The following is a 26,327-nucleotide window of genomic DNA, read 5'->3' as shown; positions in this document are numbered from 1 at the left end:
CTGCACGCCTATCCCAATGACGATGCGCTCCGCGCCAGCTTGCGCAAGGGCGAGGTCGATTTCATCTTCGGCGACGCCATCTCGCTGGCGTTCTGGATCAACGGCACCGATTCAGGCGATTGCTGCGCCTTCTCCGGCGGTCCTTTCGTCGAGAGCCGCTTCTTCGGCGAAGGCGTCGGCATTGCCGTGCGCAAGGGCAACGACGTGCTGCGCCAGGCCCTGAACTGGGCCCTGTTCCGCGTCTGGGAAAAAGGCCGCTACACCGATCTGTGGCTGAAGTATTTCTCGGTGAGCCCGTTTTAGCTTTCTGCGCACAGCGAGCGAACTGCCGTAGGGTGGGCAAAGGCGCGGAAGCGCCGTGCCCACGTTCTTAGAAGTGGTGGGCACGCTGCGCTTTGCCCACCCTACGATTCCGCGCTAGTTGCTCCGCAACTTTTGCATTCCGCGCAAAAATCGCTATTTTCCGCGGCCCGGAGGCCCTTCTGAATGTCCGTTATCGATCCCAGCATGAGCCCGAGCGATCTTCGTGCGCTCGCCGAACAATCCAACGCCTGGCCGTTCGAGCAGGCGAAGGCCATTGTCGCGAGGCTGAAGAAGAGCCCGAAGGACGAGGTGCTGTTCGAGACCGGCTACGGTCCGTCAGGCCTGCCGCATATCGGCACGTTCGGCGAGGTCGCGCGCACCTCGATGGTGCGCCATGCCTTCCGCGTGCTCACCGAAGACAAGATCAAGACGCGCCTCCTGGCCTTCTCCGACGACATGGACGGTTTCCGCAAGGTGCCGGACAACGTGCCGAGCAAGGACTTGCTGGCGCAATATCTGGGACGTCCGCTGACATCCGTGCCGGACCCGTTCTCCAACGAATTTCCCTCATTTGGCGCCGCGAATAACGCGCGCCTGCGCGCCTTCCTTGATCATTTCGGCTTCGACTACGAGTTCGCGAGCTCGACCGACTATTACAAGTCCGGCCGCTTCGACGCGACGCTGCTCAAGATGCTCGCTGCCTACGACAAGGTGATGGCGATCATCCTGCCGACGCTCGGGCCCGACCGGCGCGCGACCTATTCGCCGTTCCTCCCCATCAGCAAGACCACAGGCGTCGTGCTGCAGGTGCCGATGATCCGCCGCGATGTTGCCGCCGGCACGGTGACCTATGTCGATCCTGATACCAATCAGGAGGTTGAGACGCCGGTGACCGGCGGCAATGTCAAATGCCAGTGGAAGGCCGACTGGGCGATGCGCTGGGTCGCGCTCGGTGTCGACTACGAGATGGCCGGCAAGGACCTGATCGATTCCGTCAAGCTCTCCGGCGCGATCGCGAAGGCGCTCGGCGGCACGCCGCCCGAAGGCTTCAACTACGAGCTCTTCCTCGACGAGAAGGGCCAGAAGATCTCGAAGTCGAAGGGCAATGGCCTCACCATCGACGAATGGCTGCGCTACGCCTCGCCGGAATCGCTGTCGCTGTTCATGTACCGCGAGCCGAAGGCGGCGAAGCGGCTGTTCTTCGATGTCATCCCGCGCCAGGTCGACGATTATCAGCAGTTCATCGACGGCTTCCCGAAGCAGGACGCCAAGCAGCAGCTCGGCAATCCGGTCTGGCACATCCACAACGGCAAGCCGCCGCAGGGCGACATGCCCGTCACCTTCCAGCTGCTGCTGACGCTGGTGTCGTCGTCGAACGCGGAAAATGCCGAGACGCTGTGGGGCTTCATCGGCCGCTATCGTCCCGGCGTCAGCCCCAAGACGCATCCGAAGTTGGACGCGATGGTCGGCTACGCCATCAACTATTACCGCGACTTCGTCGCGCCGACGAAGCAGTTTCGCGTGCCTGATGATACCGAGCGCGCCGCGCTGCAGGATCTGCGCGAAGCGCTGTCGCAACTGCCACAGGATGCGTCCGCCGAAGACATCCAGAACGTCGTCTACGAGATCGGCCGCCGCGAGCCGTTCCTCGACCAGGTCAAGAAAGGCAAGGACGGCCGTCCCGGCGTCACGCTCGACTGGTTCAACATGCTCTATCAGGTGCTGCTCGGTCAGGAGAAGGGCCCGCGCTTCGGCTCCTTCGTCGCCGTCTACGGCGTGCAGAACGCGATCAACATGATCGACGGCGCGCTGGCACGGAGTGCGTGAGCGGCGGTTGCTCCTCACTCAGCTCATCATTGTCGTCCCGGCGAAGGCCGGGACCCATACCGCGTGATCTATCGAGGAATCGCAGGCGTTGTACCGAGGTACAAAACTTTGATCTTCCGCCAAACTTCTCCCTGTGGTTATGGGTCCCGGCCTTCGCCGGGACGACGGTGTTGAGTGGACCGCCCCTCTCAAATCGACTTGAGCACGTAGCGCCTGTTGTCCTTCTGTACCGGCCGCGCATTCATCGGGTAGAGCTTTGCGAAGGCGGCGACGTCGGCGGCTGAGACCTGGATCGGATCGGTCAGCAGCAGCCATTCCACCACCTCCGAGCAGGGCGGCGTCGTCAGCGAGCCCGGATAGCGGAAATAGCTGAGCTTGGTCGGCAGCATGGCGTGAGGATCGATGGTCGCGTCGACCTTCACCGCGGGTCCTTCGGCCGCCGGCATGGTCTTGACGATCTTGCTGAAGGCCGCGTTCGGCTTGCCTTCGGCCATCAGCACGCCGACCACGGCTAGACCGCCGGCATCGTTGCGATGGACGAAATGCGCCTCCATCGGAAAATTCTTGCCGCCGATCATGTGCTCGCTCGGCCGGTGGAAATGCACCTGAAGCAGCTTGTACTTGACGTCGCCGAGCAGAAGCGTGCTGCCTTCGGCGAAGTTGAGCTGGATCGTATGTCCGTTGTTGACGATGGTGTCCGCGCTCTTGCCCCAGCCGAGCTTCAGGACCGGCAATTGCGACTTGATGGTCCCTTCGATGTCGATCGGCGATTGCTGCAGGCCGACGGCGCAGGCCTTGTTGGCGGTATCGAGATCGCCCCATTTGGCCGGACCGGCGGCGCCCTCGTAGCTCCAGTGTACGCCTTCGGCGGCAAAGGCCGGCTTGCAGACCGGACAGAGCGCGAGACCGGCGAGCGCCTTCAATGCGTGACGGCGATTCATGATATTCCCCTTCAGAAAAATTTGGCTGGCAATGGTGGCGCAACCTAAGCGACGGGCGCGTTGAGTCGCAATGGTGATCGAGAGCCTACTGGCTTGCCCAGACGATCCGCGCGATCCAGGCGACGTCGCTGCCTGCGATGGTGCGGCCCGTCTGCGCCGGGTCGAGCGGCTGCAGCTCCAGCGCCTTGGCGGCGCGGCGCTTCAGCGTCGCCACCATCATCTCGCCCGCCCTCGTCTTCACCACCACGCGATCGCCCTTGCGGATCGGCGCGCCCGGTGAGATCAGGATGACATCGCCGTCGCGATAGGCGGGCATCAATGTGTTGCCGGAGATCTCAAGCGCAAAGGCGCGGCGGTCCTCGGCGGCCGGCAACGCGATCTCGCTCCAGCCCTTGCCGGATGGAGCGCCGAACTCGTCGAAATGATCGCCGGAGCCGGCCTGTGCGACGTCGAGCAGCGGTACCGTGCGGCCGTTGCCGGCACCGTCGTCGATCAGCCGGGCGAAGATTTCGATCGAGGACTCCGCGGCCGCCAGTGCCTTCGCGATCGATTCGGTCGAGGGCCAGCGCTCGCGGCCATCCGTGGTGACACGCTTGGATTTGTTGAACGTGGTGGGATCGAGCCCGGCCCGCTTGGCAAGGCCCGACGGCGACAGTCCGGCCCGCGCGGCCAGACGGTCCAGCGCGGCCCAGATCTGGTCGTGGGTCAGCATCCTCTGCGCTTTGGCCTGCTTGACCATGCAAGGTCCAGCCCGTCGCAACTCAGGAAAACTGTCCTCAAATCAACCGGTTTTCCGGTTTTCGCGCAAGGGGTGACGGTGAAGGCGGTTTCAAGCGAAGTGATACCGGTTCGCGCCAGGAAAACGCGTCAAAACCGCAATGCAGAGCCCATTCCGATGAAATCGGAATGGAAAAGGCTCTGGCCCTTGAGTTCGGGAGGGGCCGCCTTTACGGTCGCGCCGGGTTTTGAGACCCGGACGGGACGAAAAACCCCAAGAGAGTCAAAGAGCTGACTCAACGAGCAAACAGGGCTCCGGTAAGCGGTGGTCAAGATCTACAAAATCTGTCCGGCCTCGGCCTGGCGCGAGGCGGAACGGCAGGGCGTGTACCGGGGCAGCGCGGACGACGCGCGCGATGGATTCATTCATTTTTCGACCGCGGCCCAGGTTCCCGAGACCCTGCGCAAGCATTATTTCGGCCAGCGTGCGCTGTTCCTGGTCGAGGTCGACGGCGATGCCCTTGGTGCCGAACTGCGCTGGGAGCGCTCGCGCAATGACGAGCTGTTTCCGCATCTCTATGGCGAGCTCGATCTCGGCGCGGTGCTTGCGGTGACGAACCTCAACATGCGCTCCGATGGCGGCCACGATACCCCGGAGCTTGCCCCGTGATTCGTGCTTTCGATGCTTTCTCGCTGCCGGTGCTGCGCTGGCTCGATCCGGAGGATGCGCATCGCCTGGCGATCCAGGGCCTGCGCTTCCTGCCGCCGGGCAAGCCGCGTCCCGATGATCCCAAGCTCGCCGTGCGCGCCTTCGGGCTCAACTTTCCCAATCCGATCGGCATGGCCGCGGGCTTCGACAAGAGCGCGGAAGTGCCCGACGCGCTGCTGCGGCTAGGCTTCGGCTTTGTTGAGATCGGCTCGGTGACGCCGAAGCCGCAAGGCGGCAATCCCAGGCCACGGCTGTTTCGGCTGGAGCGCGACGAAGCCGTCATCAACCGCATGGGCTTCAACAATGACGGCGCAGAAGCCGTCCTGCGGCGGCTCGCCGCGCGCGCGGCGAATGGCGGCATCGTCGGCGTTAATGTCGGCGCCAACAAGGATTCGCCGGATCGCGTTGCCGACTACGTCAAGCTGATCGAGACCTTCGCGCCGGTCGCGAGCTATTTCAGCGTCAATGTTTCCTCGCCCAACACGCCGGGCCTGCGCAACCTGCAGGAAGGCGCGCTGCTCGACGATCTGCTCGGCCACGTCATCGATGCGCGCGAGCGTGTCAGGCAAAAGGCCGGCGACACGCCGGTGCTGCTGAAGATCGCGCCGGACCTCAGCCTCGCCCAGCTCGACGATGTCGTGCAGGTCGCGCGCTCGCGCCGCGTCGACGGCATGATCGTGTCGAACACGACCATCGCGCGACCGAGCACGCTGCGCGAGGAGCTGCGGTCGAAGGAGCAGGGCGGCCTGTCCGGCCGGCCGTTGTTCCGCCTGTCGACGCGCATGGTCGCGGAGACCTATGTGCGCGTCGAAGGCGCGTTCCCGCTGATCGGCGTCGGTGGCGTGGACTCCGGTGGCGCGGCGCTGACGAAAATCCGCGCCGGCGCGAGCCTGATCCAGCTTTATTCGTCGCTGGTCTACAAGGGCCTCGGCCTCGTCGACGAGATCAAGCGCGATCTGACGTCGACGTTGCTGCGCACGGGGCGGGACTCTTTGTCAGAGATCGTCGGCGCGGATGCCGCCACGCTCACGGCGGAAGACTGGCCGGGGATGTAAGGCAGTCTCGTGCCCCGGACGCGGCGCAGCACGTCGCGATGCACTGCTGAACCGGGGCCCATGCGGCTGCACTCTGGGTCCCGGCTCTGCGCAGCAGCGTTTCACGCTGCAGCGCGTCCGGGACACAATCGTTAGATTTTCTGAAACGTCGCCCGATACAGCGCCGGATATCGCGCGCCCTGCAGGCCGCCGCGCGCGACATAAAACGCCAGCAGCGCGCACCACAGTCCGGTGTTGCCAAACGATTGCAGCGCAAGCCAGATCGCGAAGAAGATCGCGAGTGAGGCCAGCATCAGATTGCGCATCTCGCGCGCCCAGGTGGCGCCGACATAGATGCCGTCGAAGCCGAAGGCGAACACACCGGGGATCGGCGCTATCACGATGAACGGCAAAAATTCGCGCGCGGCGCGGCGAACATCCTCGCTCGCGGTCATGACATTGATCAGATCAGGCCCGAACGAGGCGAACAGCACCGCGACGACAAGCGCGAAGCCAAGCCCCCACAGCAGCACCAGCCGGGTCGAATCCGCAAAGCCCCTGGCATCGCGCGCGCCAAAAGTCCGGCCGCAGAGTTGCTGCGCGGCGTTGGCGAGGCCGTCGAGGAAGAAGGCGCTGACCAGCAGGAAATTGTTCAGCACGGAGTTCGCGGCCAGCGTCACGTCGCCGGCACGGGCGCCCTTGGCGGTGAAGAACAGGAACACGGTGATCAGCGCCGCGGTGCGGATCATGATGTCGGAATTGACCGCCAGGAGCCGCATCAGCTTGGTGCGGTCGAATAATATTGCGCGGGGAACGGCAAAGCCGCCATGCGCGAAGCGCCGGCAGACGATGACGCCGAGCACGAAGCCGACCCCCTCCGACAGCAGCGCGGCGATCGCCGCGCCGGCGATGCCTGTGTTGTAGACCAGCACCAGCAGGATCGTCGCCGCCATGTTGATGAGGTTGATGACGACCTGCAGCGCGAGCGCCGGATTGGCGCGCGCCTGCCCGACCAGCCAGCCGAGAATGACGTAGTTGGCGAACGCGAAGGGCGACGACCAGATGCGGATCATGAAATAGGTTTTTGCTGCATGTGTCACGCCGGCGCTGCCGCCCATCAGATCGAACAGGGCGCCGGCCAGCGGCAGTTGCAGCGCGATCAAGGCGCCGCCGATCAGGCCGGCGACGATGAGGCCGCGCACCAGGATCACGGTCTCTTCGCGCGTCTCGCCGGCGCCGAGCGCCTGCGCGGTGAAGGCGAGCGTGCTCATGCGCAGGAATCCGAACAGCCAGAACAGGCAGTCGAAGATCACGGAGGCCATCGCGACGCCGCCGAGCAGGGCGGCATCGTCGAGCCGGCCGATCGCGGTGGTCGAGACCACGCCGATCAGCGGCGTGGTGAGGTTCGCAACCATCGCGGGCCCGGCGATGGCGAAGACTTGGCGGGAGCCGACCCTGGTCGGAAGCGGTGCGTTCATGGCTGGTCGGGTCTAGCCGACATTCATGCCGATTGCATCAGCCTCGCCGGCAGGACGTCATTGCGTCGGGGGTCAGCGCCGCGGCGAACCGAAGACGCGCGACAACAGCCAGATCGGAATCACGATGACCGCGCCGAGCAGGAAGTAACGCCACAGCCAGTTCACGGCATCGAAGCCGAGATCCCAGATGCGCTGGAACAAGAGGCGGATGCTGTAGATGATGTTCCAGGGGTCGAAGCCGATCGCAGCCAGCACGACTCCGACCAGGATCGAGAGCAGCACCAGGCGAAACGCGACCGCCAGCGGCGAGCCGCCGAGAAAGCGGTGCAGGCCATCGCTGTGGCCGGCCGGCAAATCTCTGACGTCTTGGACCATCTCAAACTCCTCAGCCGGGATTCGCCCCGATTATAGGTCACGGCGGGGGACATGGGGAACCCGGAAGGGCGCGTCAATGGCCGTCGGCGGACGCCGCAAGTTTAATTGTTGGTAGGGATTCGTCCGCTTTCAGCATCTTTTCCAACGTTTCCAATCTGTCCGCCTCCCGCGGCGGCTTGTCCCAGCGCAGGCGGCTGATGCGGGGAAAGCGCATGGCGACGCCGGATTTGTGCCGTGGCGAGCGCTGCAGCCCCTCGAACGCCACCTCCAGCACCAGCCCCTTGTCGCCCTCATGCACGACATGGCGGACCGGGCCGAACTTTTCGGTGGTGTTGCGGCGGACGAAACGGTCGATCTGCAGCAGCTCCTCGTCGGTGAAGCCGAAATAGGCCTTGCCGACCGGCACCAGCTCGTCGCCGTTCTCGCTCTCGGTCCAGACGCCGAACGTATAGTCGGAATAATAAGACGAGCGCTTGCCGTGGCCGCGCTGCGCATACATCAGCACGGCATCGATGATGTGCGGATCGCGCTTCCATTTCCACCATTGGCCCTTTGGCCGTCCCGGCAGATAAGGCGCCTCGCGCCGCTTCAGCATCACACCCTCCACGGCGTCGGCATCCTCGCCCGCGCCGGCGCTCGCGGGATCGGCGCGCGCGGCGGTGAGCGCGTCCCAGTTTGCGAAGGGAACGGTGGGCGACAGATCGATGCGGGGATCGTCGAGCTTTGCGATGAACCTCTGAAGCCGCTCGCGCCGTTCCGCGAATGGCAGCTCGCGCAGATCGTTCTCGTCGTCGCCGAGCAGATCATAGGCGCGCAAATGGATGGGAAACTCCTTGATCAGCTTCGGCGAGACAACCTTGCGATTGAGCCGCTGCTGCAGGACGTTGAAGCTCTGCACGCGGCCCTCGCGCAGGATCAACAGCTCGCCGTCGATCGCGCCGGGCAGGCGCAGCGACGGCACCAGATCCGGAAAGCTGCCGGTGATGTCCTCGCCGGTGCGCGAATAGAGCCGCGCAGCGATTTCGCCGCGCTCGTCACGGCCCGCGACCGCCTGCACGCGGATGCCGTCCCATTTCCATTCGGCGATGTAGTCGGCGGGATCGAGACTGGCGAAATCGCTGTCCTCGATCGCATGCGCCAGCATCACCGGGCGGAACGGCGCGGGATCGCGATTGACAGGCTTCTCCGCCTGCCCCTCCAGCCAGGCGAACAGGTCCAGATAGGGCGGCGAGAGGCCCGGCCAGATCAGCTCGATCTCGTGCGGGTCCTTGTCGCCGAGCGCGGCTGCCGCGGTCTTTGCAAGCCGCGCAGAGATGCCGATACGGAGCGCACCGGTGACGAGCTTGAGCAGCGCCCAGCGGCCGGTCTCATCGAGTTCGTCAAGCCAGCGCTCGAGCTGCCTCGGCAGTTCGGTCTTGCCGAGCGTGCGCAGCGTGGTGACGACCTCGGTGAGGGTCGGCGGCGGCGGGTTGTTGTGGTTGTTCGGGTGCGTCGACTCATTGGCATCGCGCCCGGAGTACCCCCCTCCCTGACCCTCCCCCACAAGGGGGGAGGGAACGGCGAAAGCTGTGCGTCCATCACTCGCTAACTCCCCGTTAGTTGTGGTTGTTGCTGAAAGCGCCGCACTCCGCTGCGCTCCCTCCCCCCTTGTGGGGGAGGGCGGGGGAGAGGGGTGGCTCGGAAAAGATTGCGGATTGTTTTGCGCCTTTGGCCACATCAGCGCCACCGTCTCGGAGAGATCGCCGACGTAGTCGTAACTCAACCCGAACAGCACTTCATCCGTGCGCGAGGCGATCAGGTCGCGGATCAGCGCCGGCTTGGCGTGCTTGAAGCTCAGCGCGCCGGTCAGCGCAGCCAATGCATAGCCGCGGTCGGGATCGCCGACCTCGCGGAAATAGCCGGTGATCAGCCGCAGCTTGTTGTTTCGGCCGGGCTCGTAGGCGAGGCGGTCGAGCAGTTCGGCGAAGCGGTTCATGCCCCGGCCTCGCTCTGAGCTGCCGGCACACTCTCCTCTTCCTCGCCATAGCCGACGAGATCGAGCGGCTGCGCGCGCAGGCCGCGGGACTTGCACCAATGCACCAGCGCGTCTTCCTGGCCGTGGGTGACCCAGATCTCGCCGGCGCCGGTGGCGGCGACCGTCGCAGTGAGACCGTCCCAATCGGCATGGTCGGAGATCACCAGCGGCAATTCGACGCCGCCCTGCCGCGCACGGGCGCGTACGCGCATCCAGCCCGAGGCAAAGGCGGTGACGGGATCCGGGAAGCGCCGGGCCCAGATATCCGACGTCGCCGAGGGCGGCGCCAACGTGATGGTGCCGGCAAGCTGAGCCTTCTTCATGCCGGCCACGGGCCTGAGCTCGCCGAGCGCGATGCCGCGGCTCTGGTAGTAAGACGTGATCTTCTCCATCGCGCCATGCAGATAGATCGGCGCGTCATAGCCGGCCTTGCGCAGCAGCGCGATCACGCGCTGCGCCTTGCCGAGCGAATAGGCGCCGACCAGATGCGCGCGCTCGGGAAACAGCGCGACGGAGGCGAGCAGCTTCTTCACTTCAAGGGCGGCATCGCCATGGCGAAACACCGGCAGGCCGAACGTCGCCTCGGTGATGAAGACGTCGCAGGGCACCAGCTCGAACGGCGTGCAGGTCGGGTCGGGTGCGTCCTTGTAGTCGCCGGAGGCGACGATGCAGGTGTCCATGCAGGTCACCGCGATCTGCGCCGAGCCCAGCACATGGCCGGCCGGATGAAACTTGACCCTGACGTCGCCGAGCCTGATCTCTTCGCCATAGCTGATCGTTTGCGTCGATCCGGCAAAATTCTCGCCATAGCGCAGCCGCATCATGTCCAGCGTTTCCTGCGTCGCCAGCACCGCGCCGTGGCCGGCGCGGGCGTGGTCGGAATGGCCGTGGGTGATGACGGCCCGCTCGACCGGGCGGACGGGATCGATGTGGAAGCCGCCGGGCTTGCAGCACAGGCCGGCAGCAGTTGGCAGCAGGATATCTTGCGGGCGCATGCCCTGTTATATAGGTCGCTTCACCGCAGCTTCGAGTCAGCATCCCGCTCCGCTTCCTGGTTCCCAATGCCTCTCCGCCTGTTCCTGACCTCCGGCGATCTCATGGCCGACCGCCGCTTCGAGTTCGCGCGCGACCTCCAGCTCAAGGGCGATCTGCCCGCCGCCGCCGATCTCCTGGAGCAGGCGATCGAGCTTGCGCCAAACTTCACCTCGGCCTGGTTCACGCTCGGCGAGATCCGCCAGCAGCTCGGCGAGCGCGACAAGGCGATCGCGGCGTTCCGCAAGGCGCGGGCGTCGGATCCTGAGGATCAGCACGGCGCCGGCCTGCACCTGGTGCGGCTGGGCGATGCTGCGATGGCGGAGATGCCGAAGGCCTATGTGCAGGCGCTGTTCGACCAATACGCGCCGCGTTTCGAGCACGCGCTGATCAACGATCTCGGCTATCGCGCCCCCGCGCTGATCTTCAAGGCGGTGCTGGCCGCGCGCGTCGCCGCGAAGAAGCCGGCCTTCTTCAAGCGCACCATCGATCTCGGCTGCGGCACGGGGCTGGCCGCCGCAGCCTTCGCCAGGCAGGTCGATCATTTCATCGGCATCGATCTTTCGCCCGGCATGATCAAGGAGGCGCGCGCCACCGGCCTCTATGCCGAGCTCGAAGTCGCCGACATGATCGAGGGCCTGCGCACCAGGGCTGATGGATGCGCCAACCTGGTCGTCGCCGCGGATGCGTTCGTCTATCTCTCCGATCTCGCGCCTGTTCTCAGTGAGGCGAGGCGCGTGCTGGTCCCGGGCGGCGTGCTCGCCTTTACGGTGGAGACGCATGCGGGCGATGGCATCGTGCTCGGCGAAGGCCTGCGCTATGCCCATTCGGCGGAATATGTTCGCGGCGCGATTGCACAGGCCGGACTGAAGCTGCTCACGCTGGAGCCGTGCTCGCCGCGTAACGAGAACAACGAGCCGGTGCGCGGTCTCGTCGTGGTCGCCGAGAAAAGTTGAGAGAAAACTTGAGTCTAGGCGCTAGATCTCCCGCAATTTGAGCGTCATTGCGTCGCAAGGCGACGACTTCCTGCTTGCGAGCGAAGCTGCGTTGCCAGCACAATGCGCCGCATTAGGGAGAGAGACAACAATGACAAAGAATCCATCGCGGCGCGATGTCAGCGCCGCCGCGCTTGCCGCCATTGCCGCATCAATGTTGCCCGCGCCTTACGTCCGGGCGGCCGAGAAGAAATACGATGCCGGCGCCAGCGACACCGAGATCAAGATCGGCCAGACCGTGCCGCATTCCGGTCCCGGCTCGCTCTACGGCGTGCTGGGCCGCATCGGCGAAGCCTATTTCCAGATGCTGAACGAGAAGGGCGGCATCAACGGCCGCAAGATCAAGTTTCTCACCATGGACGATGCCTACAGCGCGCCGAAATGCGTCGAGGCGACGCGGCGTCTGGTCGAGCAGGAGGAGGTGCTCGCGCTCTACGGCTCGCTCGGCACCGCGCCGCAGACGTCCGTGCACAAATACCTGAACTCAAAGGGCGTGCCGCAGCTGCTGCTCAACACCGGCGCCTCGAAGTGGAACAACCCGAAAGAGTTCAAATGGACGATGGCGGGGCTGCCGCTCTATCCGACCGAGGCGCGCATCCTGGCGCGCCACGTCGTCAGCGTGAAGCCGAACGCCAGAATCGGCATCCTCTACCAGAACGACGATTTCGGCCGCGACTTCCTCGGTCCGTTCAAGAAGGTGCTGGCGGATGCCGGCGGCACCGCGCAGGTGATCATGGAGCAGACCTACGATCTCACCGATCCCACGGTCGATTCCCAGCTCATCAATCTCTCCAAATCGGGCGCGGATGTTTTCTACAACATCACGACCGGCAAGGCGACGTCGCAGTCGATCCGCAAAGTCGCCGAGCTCGGCTGGAAGCCGCTGCAGCTGCTGTCGGCGGGCTCGACCGGCCGCTCCATCCTCAATGCCGCCGGTCTGGAGAACGCCAAAGGCATCGTCGCCATCCGCTACAACAAGGAGGTCGGCCTGCCGAAATGGGAGAAGGACCCGGACGTGATGGCGTTCGAGCAATTGCGCAAGACGTACATCCCGACCATCGACCCCGACAACACCATCGCCTTTGCCGGCTACGGCCAGGCCGTGACCATGGGCGAGATCCTGCGCCGCTGCGGTGACGACCTCACCCGCGCCAACGTGCTGACGCAGGCCTCCAACCTCAAAGGCTTCCACTCGCCCTATTTCCTCGACGGCGTCAGCTACGACTACACGCCCGACGACTACACGCCGATGAAGACGCTCTACATCTCGATCTTCAGCGGCACCGACTGGGACATCTCCGACAAGCCGATGTCGGAATAGGGGCCGGCACGCCTCAACCGAGATGCCGTAGGGTGGGCAAAGGCGCTCTTGCGCCGTGCCCACCTTCTCTCTCCAATCACAGCTGAATGGTGGGCACGCTTCGCTTTGCCCACCCAACGGGAGCTCGTCGTGGCTCCCACCCCTCGACGAACCCGTCCCCACGGCTTACCTGTGATGCCGTGCCGCCCCGCATCCTCAAGATACCGGCTGAGCCGGCCTCGCTGCTGCCCGACCGCTTCCAGGCGTGGTTTGCGGCCCGCGGCTGGTCGCCGCGGGAACATCAGCTCGCGCTGCTGGAGAAGGCGCGCGCGGACGCCAGCGCGCTGCTGATCGCCCCGACCGGCGCCGGCAAGACGCTGGCGGGCTTCCTGCCGACGCTGGTGGAGCTGAGTGCCGCGCCCGCAGCTTCGACGAAGGCCGTCGTCTCCACCGGCCGTTCCGTTCAGCGCGGCGCCGGCCTCCACACGCTCTACATCTCGCCGCTGAAAGCGCTCGCCGTCGACATCGCGCGCAATCTGGAACGGCCGATCGCGGAGATGGCGCTGCCGATCAAGGTCGAGACCCGCACCGGCGACACGCCGGTGTCGCGACGCCAGCGCCAGCGGCGCTATCCGCCGGACATTTTGCTGACGACGCCCGAGCAGCTCGCGCTGTTGCTCTCCTCGGATGACGCGCCGTTCTTGTTTTCCTCGCTCAAGCGCATCGTGCTCGACGAGCTGCACGCGCTGGTGACCTCCAAGCGCGGCGATCTGCTCTCGCTCGGCCTTGCGCGGCTCTGGCGGCTCGCGCCGCAGATGCGCGCGATTGGCCTCTCGGCGACCGTCGCCGAGCCGGACCAGCTCGCGCGCTTCCTGGTGCCGCAGCCGGAAGGCAGGGAGCTGGCTGCCGACATCGTCGTTGCCGGCGGCGCCGCGCCGCCGCTGGTTCAGATGCTCGACACGCGGGAGCGGCTGCCCTGGGCCGGCCACAGCGCGCGCCACGCGCTCCCCGAGATCTACGAGCTGATCAAGGCCAACAAGACCACGCTGGTCTTCGTCAACACCCGCAGCCAGGCCGAGATGCTGTTCCAGAACCTCTGGAGAATGAACGATGACGGCCTTGCCATCGCGCTGCATCACGGCTCGCTTGACGTCGCGCAGCGCCGCAAGGTCGAGGATGCGATGTCGTCAGGCAAACTGCGCGGCGTCGTCTGCACCTCCTCGCTCGATCTCGGCGTCGACTGGGGCGACGTCGATCTCGTCGTCAATATCGGTGCGCCGAAGGGATCCTCGCGCCTGATGCAGCGCATCGGCCGCGCCAACCACCGCCTCGATGAGGCCTCGCGCGCGGTGCTGGTGCCGGCCAATCGCTTCGAGGTGCTGGAATGCCGCGTCGCCATCGACGCCATCGCCGAGAATGCGCAGGACACGCCGCCCTTGCGCCTAGGGGCGCTCGATGTGCTGGCCCAGCACGTGCTCGGCTGTGCCTGCGGCGAGCCGTTCCTGTCGGATGAACTCTATGCCGAGGTCCGCACCGCCGCGCCCTACGCGAAGCTCTCGCGGCAGGATTTCGACGACGTGGTCGATTTCGTCGCCACCGGCGGCTATGCGCTGAAAACCTATGAGCGCTTCGCCCGCATCAAGCAGGACAAGCAGGGCCGCTGGCGCGTCGCCAATCCCAAGGTGCGGCAGAGCTATCGGATAAATGTCGGCACCATCGTCGAGGACGACATGCTGAAAGTGCGGCTGGTGCGTTCGCGCGGCGGCGGTCATGGCGCCACAGGCGTGATCGCGCGCGGCGGCCGGCTGCTCGGCGAGATCGAAGAGGCCTTCATTGAAGGCCTCTCGCCCGGCGACACTTTCGTGTTCTCAGGCGAGGTGGTGCGTTACGAAACGCTGGTCGAGGACCAGGTCTATGTGTCGCGCGCCCATGACAAGGATCCCAAAGTGCCGTCCTATATGGGCGGCAAATTTCCGCTCTCCACTTATCTAGCCGAGCGCGTCCGCCGGTTGCTTGACGACGGCCGCGCGTGGGGCGGCTTGCCGGAACAGGTGCGCGACTGGTTATCTCTGCAGAAGGACGTCAGCCGCGTACCCGCCGTGCGCGAGCTGCTGGTGGAAAGTTTTCCGCGCGCCAACAAGCATTACATCGTCTGCTATCCCTTCGAGGGCCGCCTCGCGCATCAGACTCTCGGCATGCTGTTGACCCGCCGGCTGGAGCGCGCCCGCGCCCGGCCGCTCGGTTTCGTCGCCAATGAATATGCGGTGGCGATCTGGGCGCTGGGCGATCTCTCCTTCATGATCCGCGACGGCAGGATCGACCTCAACGCGCTGTTCGACCCTGATATGCTCGGCGACGACCTCGAGGCCTGGCTCGCCGAATCGGCGCTGATGAAGCGCACCTTCCGCAACTGCGCCATCATCTCCGGCCTGATCACGCGCCGTCACACCGGTGAGGAGAAGAGCCGCCGCCAGGTGCTGTTCTCGACCGATCTCGTCTACGACGTGCTGCGCAAGCACCAGGCCGATCATGTGCTCTTGCGCGCCGCGCGCGCCGATGCCGCCACTGGCCTGCTCGATCTGCGCCGCCTCGGCGACATGCTGATGCGCATCCAGGGCCGCATCACCCACCGGGAACTCGACCGCGTCTCCCCGCTCGCCGTGCCCGTGATGCTGGAAATCGGCCGCGAGTCAGTTTATGGCGAAGCTGCAGACGAGCTGCTGGCCGAGGCCGCGGACGAACTCGTCAAAGAGGCGATGGACAGAAGCGGGTAAGACGTGGCGGCAGGCGCGCTGATTTCGGGGGATGACGAGGACATGCGCGTTTCCAGGGTCACCATCATCGACGTGACCTTCGCGGCCGATCTCTCCGGCGCGCTGTTCTGGGACGAGCAGCGGCTGCTGGTCGTCTCCGATCTGCATCTGGAGAAGGGCTCGAGCTTCGCCACCCGCGGCGTGCTGTTGCCGCCCTACGATACCGTCGCGACACTTGGCCGGCTCGCTGCTGTCATCTCCCGCCATAATCCCAAAACGGTCATCGCGCTCGGCGACAGCTTTCACGATCGTACCGCGCATGAGCGTCTCTCGGATGACGACCGGAACGCCGTCGCCGCGCTGCAGAGCGGCCGCGACTGGATCTGGATCTCCGGCAATCATGATCCGATGCTGCCGCGCGATCTCGGCGGCACCATCGCCGACGAAGTCGTGATCGGTCCGATCACCTTTCGCCACGAGCCATCAGGCGCGCAGGGCGAGATCGCCGGCCATCTCCATCCCAAGGCGCGCGTCTCCACGCGCGGGCGTTCGATGGAACGCCGTTGCTTCGCCAGCGACGGCCTCCGCGCCGTGATGCCCGCCTTCGGCGCCTATGCCGGCGGCCTCAGCATCCGCGATGCGGCGTTCGCAAAAATCTTTCCGAAAAACGGCTTCGTCGCGCATTTGCTGGGCGACCGCCGCGTGCACGCGATCGCCGCGGCGAGGTGTTATTGAAAGGCGCAGGTTTCGTAGGGTGGGTTAGCCGAAGGCGTAACCCACCTCTTCTATTTCCGCGGATACAGACAGCGGTGGGTTACGCGAAGCAGATTCGCTTCGCGCATCTGCTTCGCTAACCCACCCTACACATCCCCTCACGCCGCCTTCGCCTGCACGGTCTCGCAAAACTCCGCCAATCGATCCGCCAGCCGCAATGTCGCGGACGTCGCGTTCGGCGCGGCCATCAGCGCGACCTCGGTGCGGTTGATCGGCGCAAAGCCATCCCTGGCCGTCAGCACGCGATGATCTGCCTGGATCGACATCTCCGAGAGAATGCTGAGGCCCATGCCGGCGGCGACCGCGGCCTGGATGCCGGCAAGGCTCGACGACATATAGGACATGTGCCAGGCGCGGCCGGCGCTTTCCAGCGCGTGAATGGCGCCGGCGCGATAGAGGCAGCCGAGCGGAAAGCCGATCAACGGCACCGAGCGCGCGTTGACGTCGACCGGATGGCTCTTGCTGGTAACCCAGTGCACCTCTTCCGGCCACACTGCAATTGCGTCCTTGCCGCCGGCCTCGCGCTTGTAGAGCGCGAGATCGAGCTCGCCGCGTTCGAGATCGCGCGCCAGATTCTTGCTCTGGTCGGCGCGCACATCTAACCGCAGGTTCGGATGCGAGCGCGAGAACGCGCCGAGCAGTTTGGCCAGCCGGTACGCTGCAAAATCCTCGGGGATGCCGAGCCGGATGGCGCCTTCGCCTTCGTCGCGCAGCACGTCGCGGGCCTCTTCGGCGAGCGAGAGCAGCCGCCGCGCATAGGACAGCAGCCGCTCGCCGGCTTCGGTGGGGCGCACGTCCTTGCCGTCACGATGCAGCAGCACCTGGCCGACATCCTCCTCCAGCCGCTTGATCTGCTGGCTGACGGTCGATTGCGTGCGGTGGACGCGCTCGCCGGCGCGGGTGAAGCCGCCGGCCTCGACCACCGAGACGAAGCTGCGCAGAAGCTCCAGATCGAGCACATCAGCCTCCATTCGAAAATCCACTGATCGGCAGTTAATCATTTAATTTCTAAATGGCAAGGCCAGCGCCTAGATCGAGGGCTCAGAAGAATGCCCCGAAAGAAATTGCCATGTCCCTCGCCCCCTCGATCGCAGTCCCCCGCAGCCGTTTCAACACGCTGCCGCTCGCCATCGGCCTGTTCTGCCTGCTCTGGAGCTACGCCTTCGTCGCGGGCAAGATCGGCGTCACCCATTGCCCGCCGCTGATCCTGCTCGCCGCCCGCTTCTCGCTCGCCGGCATCTTGATCCTGGGCGCCACGGCGATCCGCGGCGATTGGTCGTTGTCGTGGCGCGATGCGCTGATCTTCGCCGTGCTCGGCATCGCCAACAACGCGCTCTATCTCGGGCTCGGCTACACCGGCCTGCAATCGGTCTCCGCCGGCCTCGGCGGCCTGATCGTCTCGGCCAATCCGGTGTTCACGGCCGCGCTCGCAGCGCTGTTGCTCGGCGAGGGCATGACCTGGCGCAAGGCGGCCGGCCTCCTGCTCGGCATCATCGGCGTTACGCTGATCGTCTGGCATCGCCTGTCAGTCGGCACGGACTCGCTGCACGGCATCCTCTTCACGCTGGCCTCGCTCGCTTCCATCGTGTCAGGCACCATCCTGTTCAAGCTGTTCGCCCCCAAGGGCAGCCTGTGGATCGGCAACGGCGTGCAGAATCTCGCCGCCGGCATCGTGCTGACGCCGGTCGCACTGACGTTTGCCGATGTTCACGCCATCGATGTCACGCCGAGCCTGATCGGCGCCTTTGCCTTCCTCGTGCTCGGCGGCTCGATCCTCGCCTACTGGCTCTGGTTTCATCTCCTGAAAGTGTGTGGCGCCACCGCGGCCAGTGCCTATCATTTCCTGATGCCGCCGCTCGGCATGCTGTTCGCCTTCCTCGTGCTCGGCGAGCATGTCGAGGCGCGTGACCTGCTCGGGATCATTCCGGTGGCGCTCGGCATTTACCTGGTGACGCGCCCGGCAAAGCCCGTCGTGTAAGAGGAGTTCCCCTCATGCCCATTTCCATCACGCTGATCGGCGGCCCCACCGCGCTGATCGAGATCGACGGCTTTCGTCTGCTCACCGATCCCACCTTCGATGCGCCCGGCGCTTATCAATTGCCGCATGTGAAGCTGGAGAAGACCATCGGTCCCGCGATGAGGGCCGACGCGATCGGCCCTGTCGATGCCGTGCTGCTCAGCCACGACCAGCATTCGGACAATCTCGATAATTCGGGGCGCGAATTCGTGCTCAAAGCACCGCGCGCGCTGACCACCGAGGCCGGCGCAAAACGCCTCGGCGGCCATGTCGAGGGCCTTGCGCCCTGGGGAACCGCGCATCTGACGGACGATGACGGCAATAGGCTGACCGTCACCGCGACGCCGGCGCGTCACGGCCCGGCCGGCATCGAGCCGCTGTCGGGCGACGTCATCGGCTTCGTGGTCCAGTCGAGCCGCAGGGACACCAGCGCGGTCTATATCAGCGGCGACACCACCTGGTTCGACGGCGTCGCCGAGGTCGCGCGCCGCTTCAAATGCGGCGTGGTGTTGCCCTTCGCAGGGGCCGCGCAAACCCGGGGCCCGTTCCATCTCACCATGGACACCAACGACGCCATCGAGACCGCGCGCGCCTTCCCGGATGCGATGATCGTGCCTGTGCATACCGAAGGCTGGGCGCATTTCCGCCAGAACAGCGAGGACCTGCGCAAGACCTTCGACGTGCTGGGGTTCGGGACAAGGCTGCGATTGCTCGAGCCCGGCGTGCCGACGGTGATCGAGGCGCCGTGAGCCTCCACAATCGTCATTGCGAGGAGCCCTTGCGACGAAGCAATCCAGACTGCTGCCGCCGAGAGGATTCTGGATTGCTTCGCTACGCTCGCAATGACGGGCGGAGATAGCTTGCTCGCCGAATGCGGCCCTAATGCGCCGCCGACGCCTGCCGCTTCATCGCGGCCGGCTTCGGCGCGGGCTTGGTGGCCGCTTGCGGGGCGCTGTCCCAGCCGCCGGCGGGGGCCGGGACGTTGACGGCGTCGTCGGGCTGCGGCTCGGCGCTGAAGGTCTGGATCGCGAGCTTGGCGGCGGCAAGCGATTGCGGGTCGAGGCGCTTGGCGACGTCGTCGCGCTTGCTGGCGGCATCAGCGTCACCCTGCGCGGCGGCGAGGCTGAACCATTTGTAGGATTCGGCGAGGTTCTGCTCCACACCGATGCCGCGGGCATAGAGGATGCCGAGATTGTACTGGCTGTCGGCAACGCCGCGATCGGCGGCTTTGCGGAACCATTGCGAGGCGCTCTTGTAGTTGGCGCCGCGTCCGCCGCCATCGGCGTCGAGCACCGCGAGATTGTGCATCGCCTTGGCATTGCCGCGCTCGGCGGCCTGCGTGTAGTAGCGACGGGCAATGTCGGCGTCCTTCTTCACGCCAAGCCCCTTTTCGTAGAGCGTGCCGAGGCGGAAGGTCGCGGGCACCACGCCGGCCTGCGCCGCGCGGTCGTACCATTTGGCGGCTTCGTCGTAGTTCGCGGCGACGCCCTTGCCTTCGGCAAAGCGCACGCCGATCTCGTAGGCCGCCGTCGCATCGCCCTTCATCGCGGCGGTGCGCAAGGCGGGACCACCGATGCCATCGGGCAGCTTCTCGCTCGGCGGCACCTGGACCGTGCCGAGCCGCGCGCGGCTCGTGCCTGACAGCGCACCCGTGACATCGCTGGTCGCGGCGGACTGGGACGGCGTCGCTGCGGCGGGCGCGGGCGGAATTTCGACCGATGCCGTGCTGCCGGAATTCGCCGCCGGTGCCGGCGCGGCATTGTTCAGGGATTGCTTGCCGATCGGCGTCGGCGAGGTCATCGACGGCGTGACCTGCTCGGGCGCGGCCGGCTTGTTCTCGACCGGCGGCGGCGCCTGCGGCGCGGGCTGGCTCGAACTGTTCTCCATCGCTTGCGGCGCCGGCGGCGCGCTGCTGCCTTCGAGCAGGTTCATCGCCATCTTGAAGGTGCCGAGCACGATCACGACCACGCTCGCGCCGACCAGCAGCGAGCGGATCTTCGAGGTGATGGTCGAGCCGCCTTGCTGGCCTTGAACGTTGCCTTGAGCCTTGGCTTGGCCCTTGTCCCTGGCGCGCGCAGCGATCGCGGCCTTGACGCCGCGGGCGGGCTTCTCCGGCGGCTGTGCGGCGGCAGCTTGGGCAGCGCGGCGCGCGGCCGCGATGAAGCTCGACGACGACACCGGCTCCTTCGGTGCGAGCGGGATGTCGCTGATCGCACTTTCGGACGCGGCAATGCGCTCCGACGGCGTCGTGGGGCGGCCGCTCGGACGCGTGCCGGGCTCGAGCGGGTGATCCGGCGGCAACTCGGGCGCGATCGCGGCGCGGGCGGGCGCGGTATGCGGCTCCAGGATCTCGCTGATGGCGCGCGGCGGCACCGGCGGCGTGGCTTGCGAGGCCATCGGCACCGGCGGCGGCGCTGCGGGCGCGGCAGCATGGAATTCACGCGGTGCGGCGACGAAAGCCGTGTGCGCCGGCGGCTGCGTGGCGGCCGGATTCGGCAATTCGGGCTTCGGATCGTATTTCGGCGGCTGCGACGGCCATGGCTCGCGGGCCATCGGCGGCTCGAACGGAGCTGCCATCGGCATCGGCGCCGGCTGCGGCGCGGGCGCCGGCGGAGCGGCGCGCACCGCGCGCAGATCGCCCTCGATCATGGCGAGGCGATCGACGACATGGCCGAGCGTGTTGTGCACCGCCTCCAGCGAATCCTGGGTGCTGCGGTTGGTCTCGGCCTGGCTGAAGCGGATGTCGGAGAGCTCGCGCTTGACCAGATCGACCATGCCGGAATCGGGCGGCGGCGCCGAATTGCGGCTCTCCGCGAGCGCGGCATAGGTTGCCTGCTGCCGCTCCAGATGGCGCAAGATGTCGTGCAGCCCGTCTTCGACGCGGCTCAGATTGCCGCCGTTGCGGGGATCGGATGCAGCCTCGATCCGCTCCAGCAGGTAAGAGACCCGCTGCTCGAGATGCGCGAAGGTCGAGGCCGAGTCGTTGCCGACCTGCATGCGGTCGAAACGGTCGGACAGCGCGCGGATCGCGGCTTCCAGATGTTCGGTGCTCTCGGCAGGCGCCGGCCGCTCGCGCGTTTCCAGTGCGGCGGTGAGGGCGGCGATGCGCTGCTCCAGCACCGCAAAGCTGTCGCTATGACCGGACGCGCGCGTGACCTGGTCGACCTTGGACGACAGCAGCTGAACGTCCTCGGAAAGGCGTGCCAGCGCCTCGTTGGAGGCGACATTCGAGACGATGCCGCGCAGGGCCGAGATCGCGCTCTCGAGCTGGCGCACCGTCGAGGGATCGTCATTGGCGCGCAGGATCAGGTCGAGCTTGGCGCCGAGATTGCGGATCGCCTCGTCATAGCCGGTGAGCTGCTCGGCCGGCGTCAGTGTGCGCAGCACCTGCTTGATGTCGGAGAGCGCGCGCTCGATGCCCGAGAGAACCTGGCCGTCGGTGCCGTTGGAACGGGTCTCGTCGATGCGACGGTGCAGCGAGCGGATCTCGTTCTCGATCGATTCGATCGCGCGGCGCGGCATCGCCTCGGTGATGGCGTTGCGAATCTCGGCGAGCTCGGCGCGGAAGCCGTTGATCGCCTGCTCGGTATGATCGGGGCGCTGCAGCGATTCGATCTGGCTCGTGATCTTGAGCAGGTGGCGTTCCAGCGACGAGAAATCCGGCCCCGGCTGCGGTGGCGGCGGAGCATAGACCGGCGCGGGCGGCGCCATCGGGGGCACCATGGAGGGTGCGCTGGGTGGCGCGTAAGGAGCGGAAGGCGCGATCGACGGCGCGGCGCGCGGCGGCATCTGACGCGGTGCGAAGCCCTCGAGTTCGCTCTGGCGGGCGGTGATCTCGGCGACCGCAACGTCGAGCGAGGCGGGGCTCAGCGGCGGCGAGTTGCGATAGACCTGCGCGGCCGCGCGCTCGACGGCATCGGCCTGGCGGTGGCGCGCCTCGACCGGAGCGGGGCGCTGCGCCTGTTGCGGTTGAGGCTGCTGCGGTTGGGGCTGCTGGGGCCGCGAGATCTGCGACAGCCGGGCATCGAGCCGCGAGATCGCGTCGTTGAGCTGGCGGGCGACCCCCTGCTCGCGCGACAGGTCTGGTCGCGACGCATCCTGGCGTGGCGCTGCGGGCTTTGAAATCCGTTCGATCTGCTGGGTGATCGCGTCGAGCCGCTGATGGATGTCGGCGACGTCGCGGCTCGCCTGGCTGGCGCCTTGGCTCGGCATCTGCGGAGCGCGCGGATCGTAACGCTGCTCCTGACGCTGGTCGTAAGGCCCGCGAAAGTTCGGCGGGGCAGTCTCGCCGAGCGTGGAGTTCAGCCAATCGTTGAGCGACATGCCGGCGCGACGCGCAGCAGCTTCGGCCCGCTCCCGGACGGATGGATCGATGCCGTCAACACTCCACGATACGCGCGAATTCATGACTCTGTCCGGTTCCGACTCCGGCGCCCCACCCGGCGCCTCCAGTCTCCCCACGCGTGCCGGTTGCAAAGACAATCGGATTTGGCGCGGGTCGTCTGCCTCGAAATCCGACTTTTTCCTGTTACGGTAAATAACGGGTTAAGGAACGGGGGGCCGGTGTCTTAAAGTTGGGCGCCAGCCAGGTGGCTGCTGCCCTGGAACTCTCCGCGTCCTGGCCGCTTGGACCTTCAGCAACAAGGGAGTTCGCCATGGCAGGCTTGACCGAGGAAGATGTTCGCAAACGTGCTTATGAGATCTGGAAAGGCGCCGGTGAGCCGAGCGGGAAGATGGACACCTTCTGGTATGAGGCCGAGAAGCAGCTCCTGGCCGAACGGTCAGCGCAAGGCGAGGTGCCGCCCGGGATGACCGACAACCTGCCGGTCTAGCGCCTGCCATCGCCAGACGCTGCCAGCTTCACGGTGGAAAGAGGAGGCGCTGCAGCGACCATGGTGTGCCCATTTGGGCAGACCGGACGTCACCATGCGTAGCGCACGACGCCTTTGCCGGCGTAACTTTCTGTCAGGTTGGAGAACTCGCCTTCGAATGTTGCCGCGGCCGACCAGCCGTTCAGCCATTTCTTTTCGATCGCGGCCGTCACCAGCACCGAGTCCGATGCCTGCCTGGCGCCGTTCACGACGAAACTTGCACCGGGCAGCGTTTGGAAGGTCGCCGCGAGGGGGCGATTCGGATTGAAGTCATGCGCCCACGCGGCACGGCCGCGCAGTGTCACGAGGCCATCGGCCGCTGCCAAGGACTTATCGGTGCGAAGGCCAAGCTCACTGCGCGCGTCAGTCACGCTTGTCGCGTCGTAGGCCAGCGCGAAGGTGTTGGAGCCGACGACGGCTTGTTCGGCGTAATTCGGCAGGTCGAACGTCGTGAACTGTCCGGCGGCGTAGGGCGTCCATCCAAAGCCCTGCGCGATGAAGCGATAGCCCCCCTCAACGCGTCCGCTCCATGCATTGGCGTTGAACCGGGCACGTAGCTGGTCGACGCCGGCCACCGTCACGGTGCGATCGGTCGTGACGTCCTGCCAGCCATAGGCCAACGCGCCGACAAAATAGGCCGCGCCGACATTGTGCCGAACAAAGGCGCCGGCCTGGAACAGGTCGGAGCGGCCGCTGCCGAGGCCGTTGACGCTGAAGTTGGTGCCGCCGCCCGCCAGCGCAAAGCCGGCGATGGCGCCCGGCGAGAAACGATAGTCGGCGCCGACGGCCGTCCCGTAGATGCTGCTGCGAGTATCATTCGACCCGGTCACCGCGTTGCCGTCCGTCCGCTGCGAACCGCCATAGCCTGCCGCCCACACACTCCACCGCTGCTCGTAGCTCGGACCCGCCGGCGCCTTGGTGTAAATCCCAGCCAATGCGTCATTCGGCTTGCGCTTGGCAGCGTAGGGGAGGTTTTCATCGGCGTAGGCGCTGGGATTACCGCCTACGCCGATCGGATCGTTGCGGCCGGCAGCGAAGGGATCGGTCATGACGCCGATGAACTGGTTCAAAGCGCCGAACGTTGTCTGCAGCACAGGGGTCGCGCCCTCACCCGAGAGCTGGATCAGGCGAGACGGCGTGAGGCCTCCCCACGTCAGCGGAACGCTGCCGTTGGTGTTGAAGGAGTTGCCAATGGCATCGGTGACATTCTGTTGGTTGGCGTTCAGCCTCGAGCCTGGTGATGCAACGAACGCCAGCGTTAGGTTCAGATAGGCATGGGTCGCGTCGTAGCTCAGCGTGGTTTTGAAACCAGATGGAAGGTTCGTATTCACCGTAGCGGGGTCGAACGTACCGGCGAGAGCGCCAGCGGTCAGGATCGTGTACCGCTTGAAGACGGTGGTGCCGCTCGAAAACACGGCATATACCGTTGCGTTTGCGAGCGTTGCTGTGCCAGCCACATCGGCAAAGCTCGCGGTCGATGGATTGATCTGCACCAGATAGAGCGCGCCCGATTGAAACGCGAGGTCGCCGGCGACCATCATGGACGAGCCCGGCAAGCCGTTGCCCGGCGCGAAGAGGCCACCGGAATTGATTAGCGCCGAACCAACGGTGCCAGCGCCAGTCAGTGCGCTGCCGCCATTTACAGTCGTGAGGCTTGAGCTCGCGATCGAGCCTTCCACCTCCAGCGTGCCGCCGTTGATCGTTGTCGCCCCGGTGTAGGTGCTGGCACCCGTCAAGGTCAGCGTCCCGGTGCCCGTCTTCACGAAAGACGTAGCGCCGAGGCCGTCCTGAATCGTGCCGATAAATGTGCTGGTGGTGTTGTCACTTCCTGCCGTCAGCGTTGCGGTCCCGACACCGCTGTTTGTAACTACGCCGCCCCATACCAGCGACCCGAGCGAGTGATCGACGCCGTTGAGGTCGAGTAATGCAAAAGCGTTGATCGGGATATGGGCGATCCACGCTTCGTTCTTTCCGTTGGGATCGATGCCATTCCCGACGATAACCGTTCCATCCGCTGAAACACCTTGTGCTGTCTGTAGACTCCAATTCGCCGGGCCGTAACCTGCTGCGCTGAGAATGGCAGGAATCGATTGTATTCCCGTCGCTTGTGTCCATCGATAAGCCTGAAAATTAAAATTAACATTGCCGCTCGTGCCGACAATGACCGAACCGTCCGCATTGACTGCATTCGCTTGACTGAAGACGGCTCCCGGTAAAGAGCCGATGGCGGACATGCCGGTGGCCGCGGTCCATCGAAAGGCTTGGTCGTACCCCAGAGCATTTCGACTGGAACCAACAACGACGGACCCGTTTGCGCTGACAGACGTTGCGAGGCTGTTGTTGGAACCCGGTAGAAAGCCGAGACCGGTCGCGCCGGTCGCTGCGGTCCATCGAAACGCTTCATTGGTGCTGCTGTAACCGACGACAACAGAACCATCTCCGCTCACACCGTTCGCAACTCCTCCGGTGGCGCCTGGCAAAACGCCAAGATTGACCATGCCCGTAGATGCCGTCCAGCGAATGGCTTGCGTACAACACCCGGCTGCAGCAGCGCCAACAATGACGGAGCCGTCTGCATTCGTTGCAGTGGCAAAATTATTGCTGTGGCCGCCCGGTAAATCACCGAGGTCGACGAATCCAGTCGTTGACGTCCACTTGAATGCCCTCGCGCCGGTGCCGCTATTGAGCAGCTGGCCATATCCCACGAACGTCGTGCCATCCCCACTTACTCCCATTGCCCGGCTCGTATCCCTGCCGGTTGGAATGCCTAGAGCGACCATCCCGGTTGACGCGGTCCAGCCGAACGCTTCAGAGTTGCCGGTACTCTCGAGGCCGATTGGACGTAGATTTCCAGCTACCGTCTTTCCATCAGCGCTCACGCCAGCAGCTTCGCTGTAGTCAAATCCTGGCAGGAATCCCAAACCTTGAAAGTTCTGAGCACGGACGGGTGCGGCCGCGAGCAACAGGCCGACCGCGAAGAAAATCACTTTGAACTCATGTAACAAATGACGCCCCGATCTCTTAGCAAGCAAATGTAGCGAGATTTTCCGGGGACGCATATTGGTTGCTTTTAGTCGGACTAAATTATTGTTGGTTGTACAATGACGTTTGAAAAATGTACGAGGGGGGACCGCCTTCGTTTCGACCCTGTAAACTCAGGGCGCGTCGACACATGCTCCCGACAGTC

20 protein-coding genes are annotated in these 26,327 nt (G+C 65.5%); 11 read left to right on the top strand and 9 right to left on the bottom strand.

The genetic code is table 11. The annotated features are described in order from the left end of the window. Together G8O24_RS30215 and G8O24_RS30210 are read left to right on the top strand one after the other, a co-directional pair. Window positions 1-303, top strand: a 303-nt coding sequence (locus G8O24_RS30215; RefSeq protein ID WP_188105765.1) for a type 2 periplasmic-binding domain-containing protein, incomplete at its 5' end; no start/stop codon positions are given. Between the two features lie 183 nt (window positions 304-486). Next, window positions 487-2,130: a lysine--tRNA ligase gene (locus G8O24_RS30210; RefSeq protein ID WP_188105764.1), complete on the top strand. Its 1,644-nt coding sequence runs from the start codon at window positions 487-489 to the stop codon at window positions 2,128-2,130. Window positions 2,131-2,318: 188 nt separating this feature from the next. Here the strand turns inward: G8O24_RS30210 and G8O24_RS30205 are convergent, their stop codons facing one another. Then, entirely contained in the window at window positions 2,319-3,071 is a 753-nt protein-coding gene (locus tag G8O24_RS30205; RefSeq protein WP_188105762.1) for a carbonic anhydrase, read from the bottom strand. Between the two features lie 85 nt (window positions 3,072-3,156). Then, window positions 3,157-3,810, bottom strand: a complete 654-nt coding sequence (locus G8O24_RS30200) for a S24 family peptidase (protein WP_188105760.1) — start codon at window positions 3,808-3,810, stop codon at window positions 3,157-3,159. Between the two features lie 303 nt (window positions 3,811-4,113). On the opposite strand from G8O24_RS30200, the gene G8O24_RS30195 reads away from it, so the two are divergent. Beyond that, window positions 4,114-4,458, top strand: a complete 345-nt coding sequence (locus tag G8O24_RS30195; protein WP_188105758.1) for a DUF952 domain-containing protein — start codon at window positions 4,114-4,116, stop codon at window positions 4,456-4,458. Beyond that, the gene (locus G8O24_RS30190) at window positions 4,455-5,552 is read left to right on the top strand and encodes a quinone-dependent dihydroorotate dehydrogenase (protein ID WP_188105757.1); all 1,098 of its coding nucleotides are present in this window, start codon (window positions 4,455-4,457) and stop codon (window positions 5,550-5,552) included. The genes G8O24_RS30195 and G8O24_RS30190 overlap by 4 nt, the downstream gene beginning before the upstream one ends. A 131-nt stretch (window positions 5,553-5,683) precedes the next feature. On the opposite strand, the gene G8O24_RS30185 is transcribed toward G8O24_RS30190, so the two are convergent. The 4 genes from G8O24_RS30185 to G8O24_RS30170 all read right to left on the bottom strand — a co-directional run bounded on the left by G8O24_RS30185 (window position 5,684) and on the right by G8O24_RS30170 (window position 10,393). After that, entirely contained in the window at window positions 5,684-7,009 is a 1,326-nt protein-coding gene (locus G8O24_RS30185) for an MATE family efflux transporter (protein WP_188105755.1), read from the bottom strand. A gap of 72 nt (window positions 7,010-7,081) precedes the next feature. Continuing rightward, a complete protein-coding gene (locus G8O24_RS30180; protein WP_188105753.1) occupies window positions 7,082-7,384 on the bottom strand; it encodes a DUF6460 domain-containing protein in 303 nt (100 codons plus the stop codon). 73 nt (window positions 7,385-7,457) lie between these two features. Next, window positions 7,458-9,359, bottom strand: a complete 1,902-nt coding sequence (locus G8O24_RS30175; RefSeq protein ID WP_188105751.1) for an ATP-dependent DNA ligase — start codon at window positions 9,357-9,359, stop codon at window positions 7,458-7,460. After that, entirely contained in the window at window positions 9,356-10,393 is a 1,038-nt protein-coding gene (locus G8O24_RS30170) for a ligase-associated DNA damage response exonuclease (RefSeq protein WP_188105749.1), read from the bottom strand. The genes G8O24_RS30175 and G8O24_RS30170 overlap by 4 nt, the downstream gene beginning before the upstream one ends. Window positions 10,394-10,459: 66 nt before the next feature. Here G8O24_RS30170 and G8O24_RS30165 point away from each other — a divergent pair, with 66 nt between their 5' ends. The 4 genes from G8O24_RS30165 to pdeM all read left to right on the top strand — a co-directional run bounded on the left by G8O24_RS30165 (window position 10,460) and on the right by pdeM (window position 16,213). After that, window positions 10,460-11,386, top strand: coding sequence for a class I SAM-dependent DNA methyltransferase (locus G8O24_RS30165; protein WP_188105747.1), 927 nt, complete (start codon window positions 10,460-10,462; stop codon window positions 11,384-11,386). A gap of 130 nt (window positions 11,387-11,516) precedes the next feature. After that, window positions 11,517-12,746 (top strand): ABC transporter substrate-binding protein, encoded by a 1,230-nt coding sequence (locus G8O24_RS30160; RefSeq protein WP_188105745.1) that lies wholly within the window; start codon window positions 11,517-11,519, stop codon window positions 12,744-12,746. A gap of 179 nt (window positions 12,747-12,925) precedes the next feature. Further along, the gene (locus G8O24_RS30155; RefSeq protein WP_188105744.1) at window positions 12,926-15,499 is read left to right on the top strand and encodes a ligase-associated DNA damage response DEXH box helicase; all 2,574 of its coding nucleotides are present in this window, start codon (window positions 12,926-12,928) and stop codon (window positions 15,497-15,499) included. Between the two features lie 42 nt (window positions 15,500-15,541). Further along, window positions 15,542-16,213, top strand: a complete 672-nt coding sequence (pdeM, locus tag G8O24_RS30150; RefSeq protein WP_188105743.1) for a ligase-associated DNA damage response endonuclease PdeM — start codon at window positions 15,542-15,544, stop codon at window positions 16,211-16,213. A 137-nt stretch (window positions 16,214-16,350) separates the two neighbouring features. Here the strand turns inward: pdeM and G8O24_RS30145 are convergent, their stop codons facing one another. Then, window positions 16,351-17,211, bottom strand: a complete 861-nt coding sequence (locus tag G8O24_RS30145) for a LysR family transcriptional regulator (protein ID WP_188105767.1) — start codon at window positions 17,209-17,211, stop codon at window positions 16,351-16,353. Between the two features lie 110 nt (window positions 17,212-17,321). Here G8O24_RS30145 and G8O24_RS30140 point away from each other — a divergent pair, with 110 nt between their 5' ends. Beyond that, on the top strand, window positions 17,322-18,230 hold the full coding sequence (locus G8O24_RS30140; RefSeq protein ID WP_188105741.1) for a DMT family transporter: 909 nt from the start codon (window positions 17,322-17,324) through the stop codon (window positions 18,228-18,230). 14 nt (window positions 18,231-18,244) lie between these two features. Further along, window positions 18,245-19,018: an MBL fold metallo-hydrolase gene (locus tag G8O24_RS30135; protein WP_188105739.1), complete on the top strand. Its 774-nt coding sequence runs from the start codon at window positions 18,245-18,247 to the stop codon at window positions 19,016-19,018. Between the two features lie 130 nt (window positions 19,019-19,148). Here G8O24_RS30135 and G8O24_RS30130 read toward each other — a convergent pair whose 3' ends face one another. Further along, entirely contained in the window at window positions 19,149-22,676 is a 3,528-nt protein-coding gene (locus tag G8O24_RS30130; protein ID WP_188105737.1) for a tetratricopeptide repeat protein, read from the bottom strand. Window positions 22,677-22,924: 248 nt separating this feature from the next. Between G8O24_RS30130 and G8O24_RS30125 the strand changes: the two genes are divergently transcribed. After that, window positions 22,925-23,101, top strand: a complete 177-nt coding sequence (locus G8O24_RS30125) for a DUF2934 domain-containing protein (protein ID WP_188105735.1) — start codon at window positions 22,925-22,927, stop codon at window positions 23,099-23,101. Window positions 23,102-23,190: 89 nt separating this feature from the next. On the opposite strand, the gene G8O24_RS30120 is transcribed toward G8O24_RS30125, so the two are convergent. Beyond that, the gene (locus tag G8O24_RS30120) at window positions 23,191-26,127 is read right to left on the bottom strand and encodes an autotransporter domain-containing protein (RefSeq protein WP_188105733.1); all 2,937 of its coding nucleotides are present in this window, start codon (window positions 26,125-26,127) and stop codon (window positions 23,191-23,193) included. Between the last annotated feature and the right edge of the window lie 200 nt (window positions 26,128-26,327).

The organism is Bradyrhizobium campsiandrae, assembly GCF_014529705.1.
Taxonomy (GTDB): domain Bacteria; phylum Pseudomonadota; class Alphaproteobacteria; order Rhizobiales; family Xanthobacteraceae; genus Bradyrhizobium; species Bradyrhizobium campsiandrae.
This window is presented reverse-complemented; position numbering and strand designations above follow the sequence as displayed.

Excerpts from the sequence above, each read along its gene's own strand:
- G8O24_RS30210 (WP_188105764.1), top strand. The coding sequence starts at position 487 with ATGTCCGTTATCGATCCCAGCATGAGCCCGAGCGATCTTCGTGCGCTC.
- G8O24_RS30205 (WP_188105762.1), bottom strand. The coding sequence starts at position 3,071 with ATGAATCGCCGTCACGCATTGAAGGCGCTCGCCGGTCTCGCGCTCTGT.
- G8O24_RS30200 (WP_188105760.1), bottom strand. The coding sequence starts at position 3,810 with ATGGTCAAGCAGGCCAAAGCGCAGAGGATGCTGACCCACGACCAGATC.
- G8O24_RS30185 (WP_188105755.1), bottom strand. The coding sequence starts at position 7,009 with ATGAACGCACCGCTTCCGACCAGGGTCGGCTCCCGCCAAGTCTTCGCC.
- G8O24_RS30180 (WP_188105753.1), bottom strand. The coding sequence starts at position 7,384 with ATGGTCCAAGACGTCAGAGATTTGCCGGCCGGCCACAGCGATGGCCTG.
- G8O24_RS30175 (WP_188105751.1), bottom strand. The coding sequence starts at position 9,359 with ATGAACCGCTTCGCCGAACTGCTCGACCGCCTCGCCTACGAGCCCGGC.
- G8O24_RS30170 (WP_188105749.1), bottom strand. The coding sequence starts at position 10,393 with ATGCGCCCGCAAGATATCCTGCTGCCAACTGCTGCCGGCCTGTGCTGC.
- G8O24_RS30165 (WP_188105747.1), top strand. The coding sequence starts at position 10,460 with ATGCCTCTCCGCCTGTTCCTGACCTCCGGCGATCTCATGGCCGACCGC.
- G8O24_RS30160 (WP_188105745.1), top strand. The coding sequence starts at position 11,517 with ATGACAAAGAATCCATCGCGGCGCGATGTCAGCGCCGCCGCGCTTGCC.
- pdeM (WP_188105743.1), top strand. The coding sequence starts at position 15,542 with ATGCGCGTTTCCAGGGTCACCATCATCGACGTGACCTTCGCGGCCGAT.
- G8O24_RS30140 (WP_188105741.1), top strand. The coding sequence starts at position 17,322 with ATGTCCCTCGCCCCCTCGATCGCAGTCCCCCGCAGCCGTTTCAACACG.
- G8O24_RS30135 (WP_188105739.1), top strand. The coding sequence starts at position 18,245 with ATGCCCATTTCCATCACGCTGATCGGCGGCCCCACCGCGCTGATCGAG.
- G8O24_RS30130 (WP_188105737.1), bottom strand. The coding sequence starts at position 22,676 with ATGAATTCGCGCGTATCGTGGAGTGTTGACGGCATCGATCCATCCGTC.
- G8O24_RS30125 (WP_188105735.1), top strand. The coding sequence starts at position 22,925 with ATGGCAGGCTTGACCGAGGAAGATGTTCGCAAACGTGCTTATGAGATC.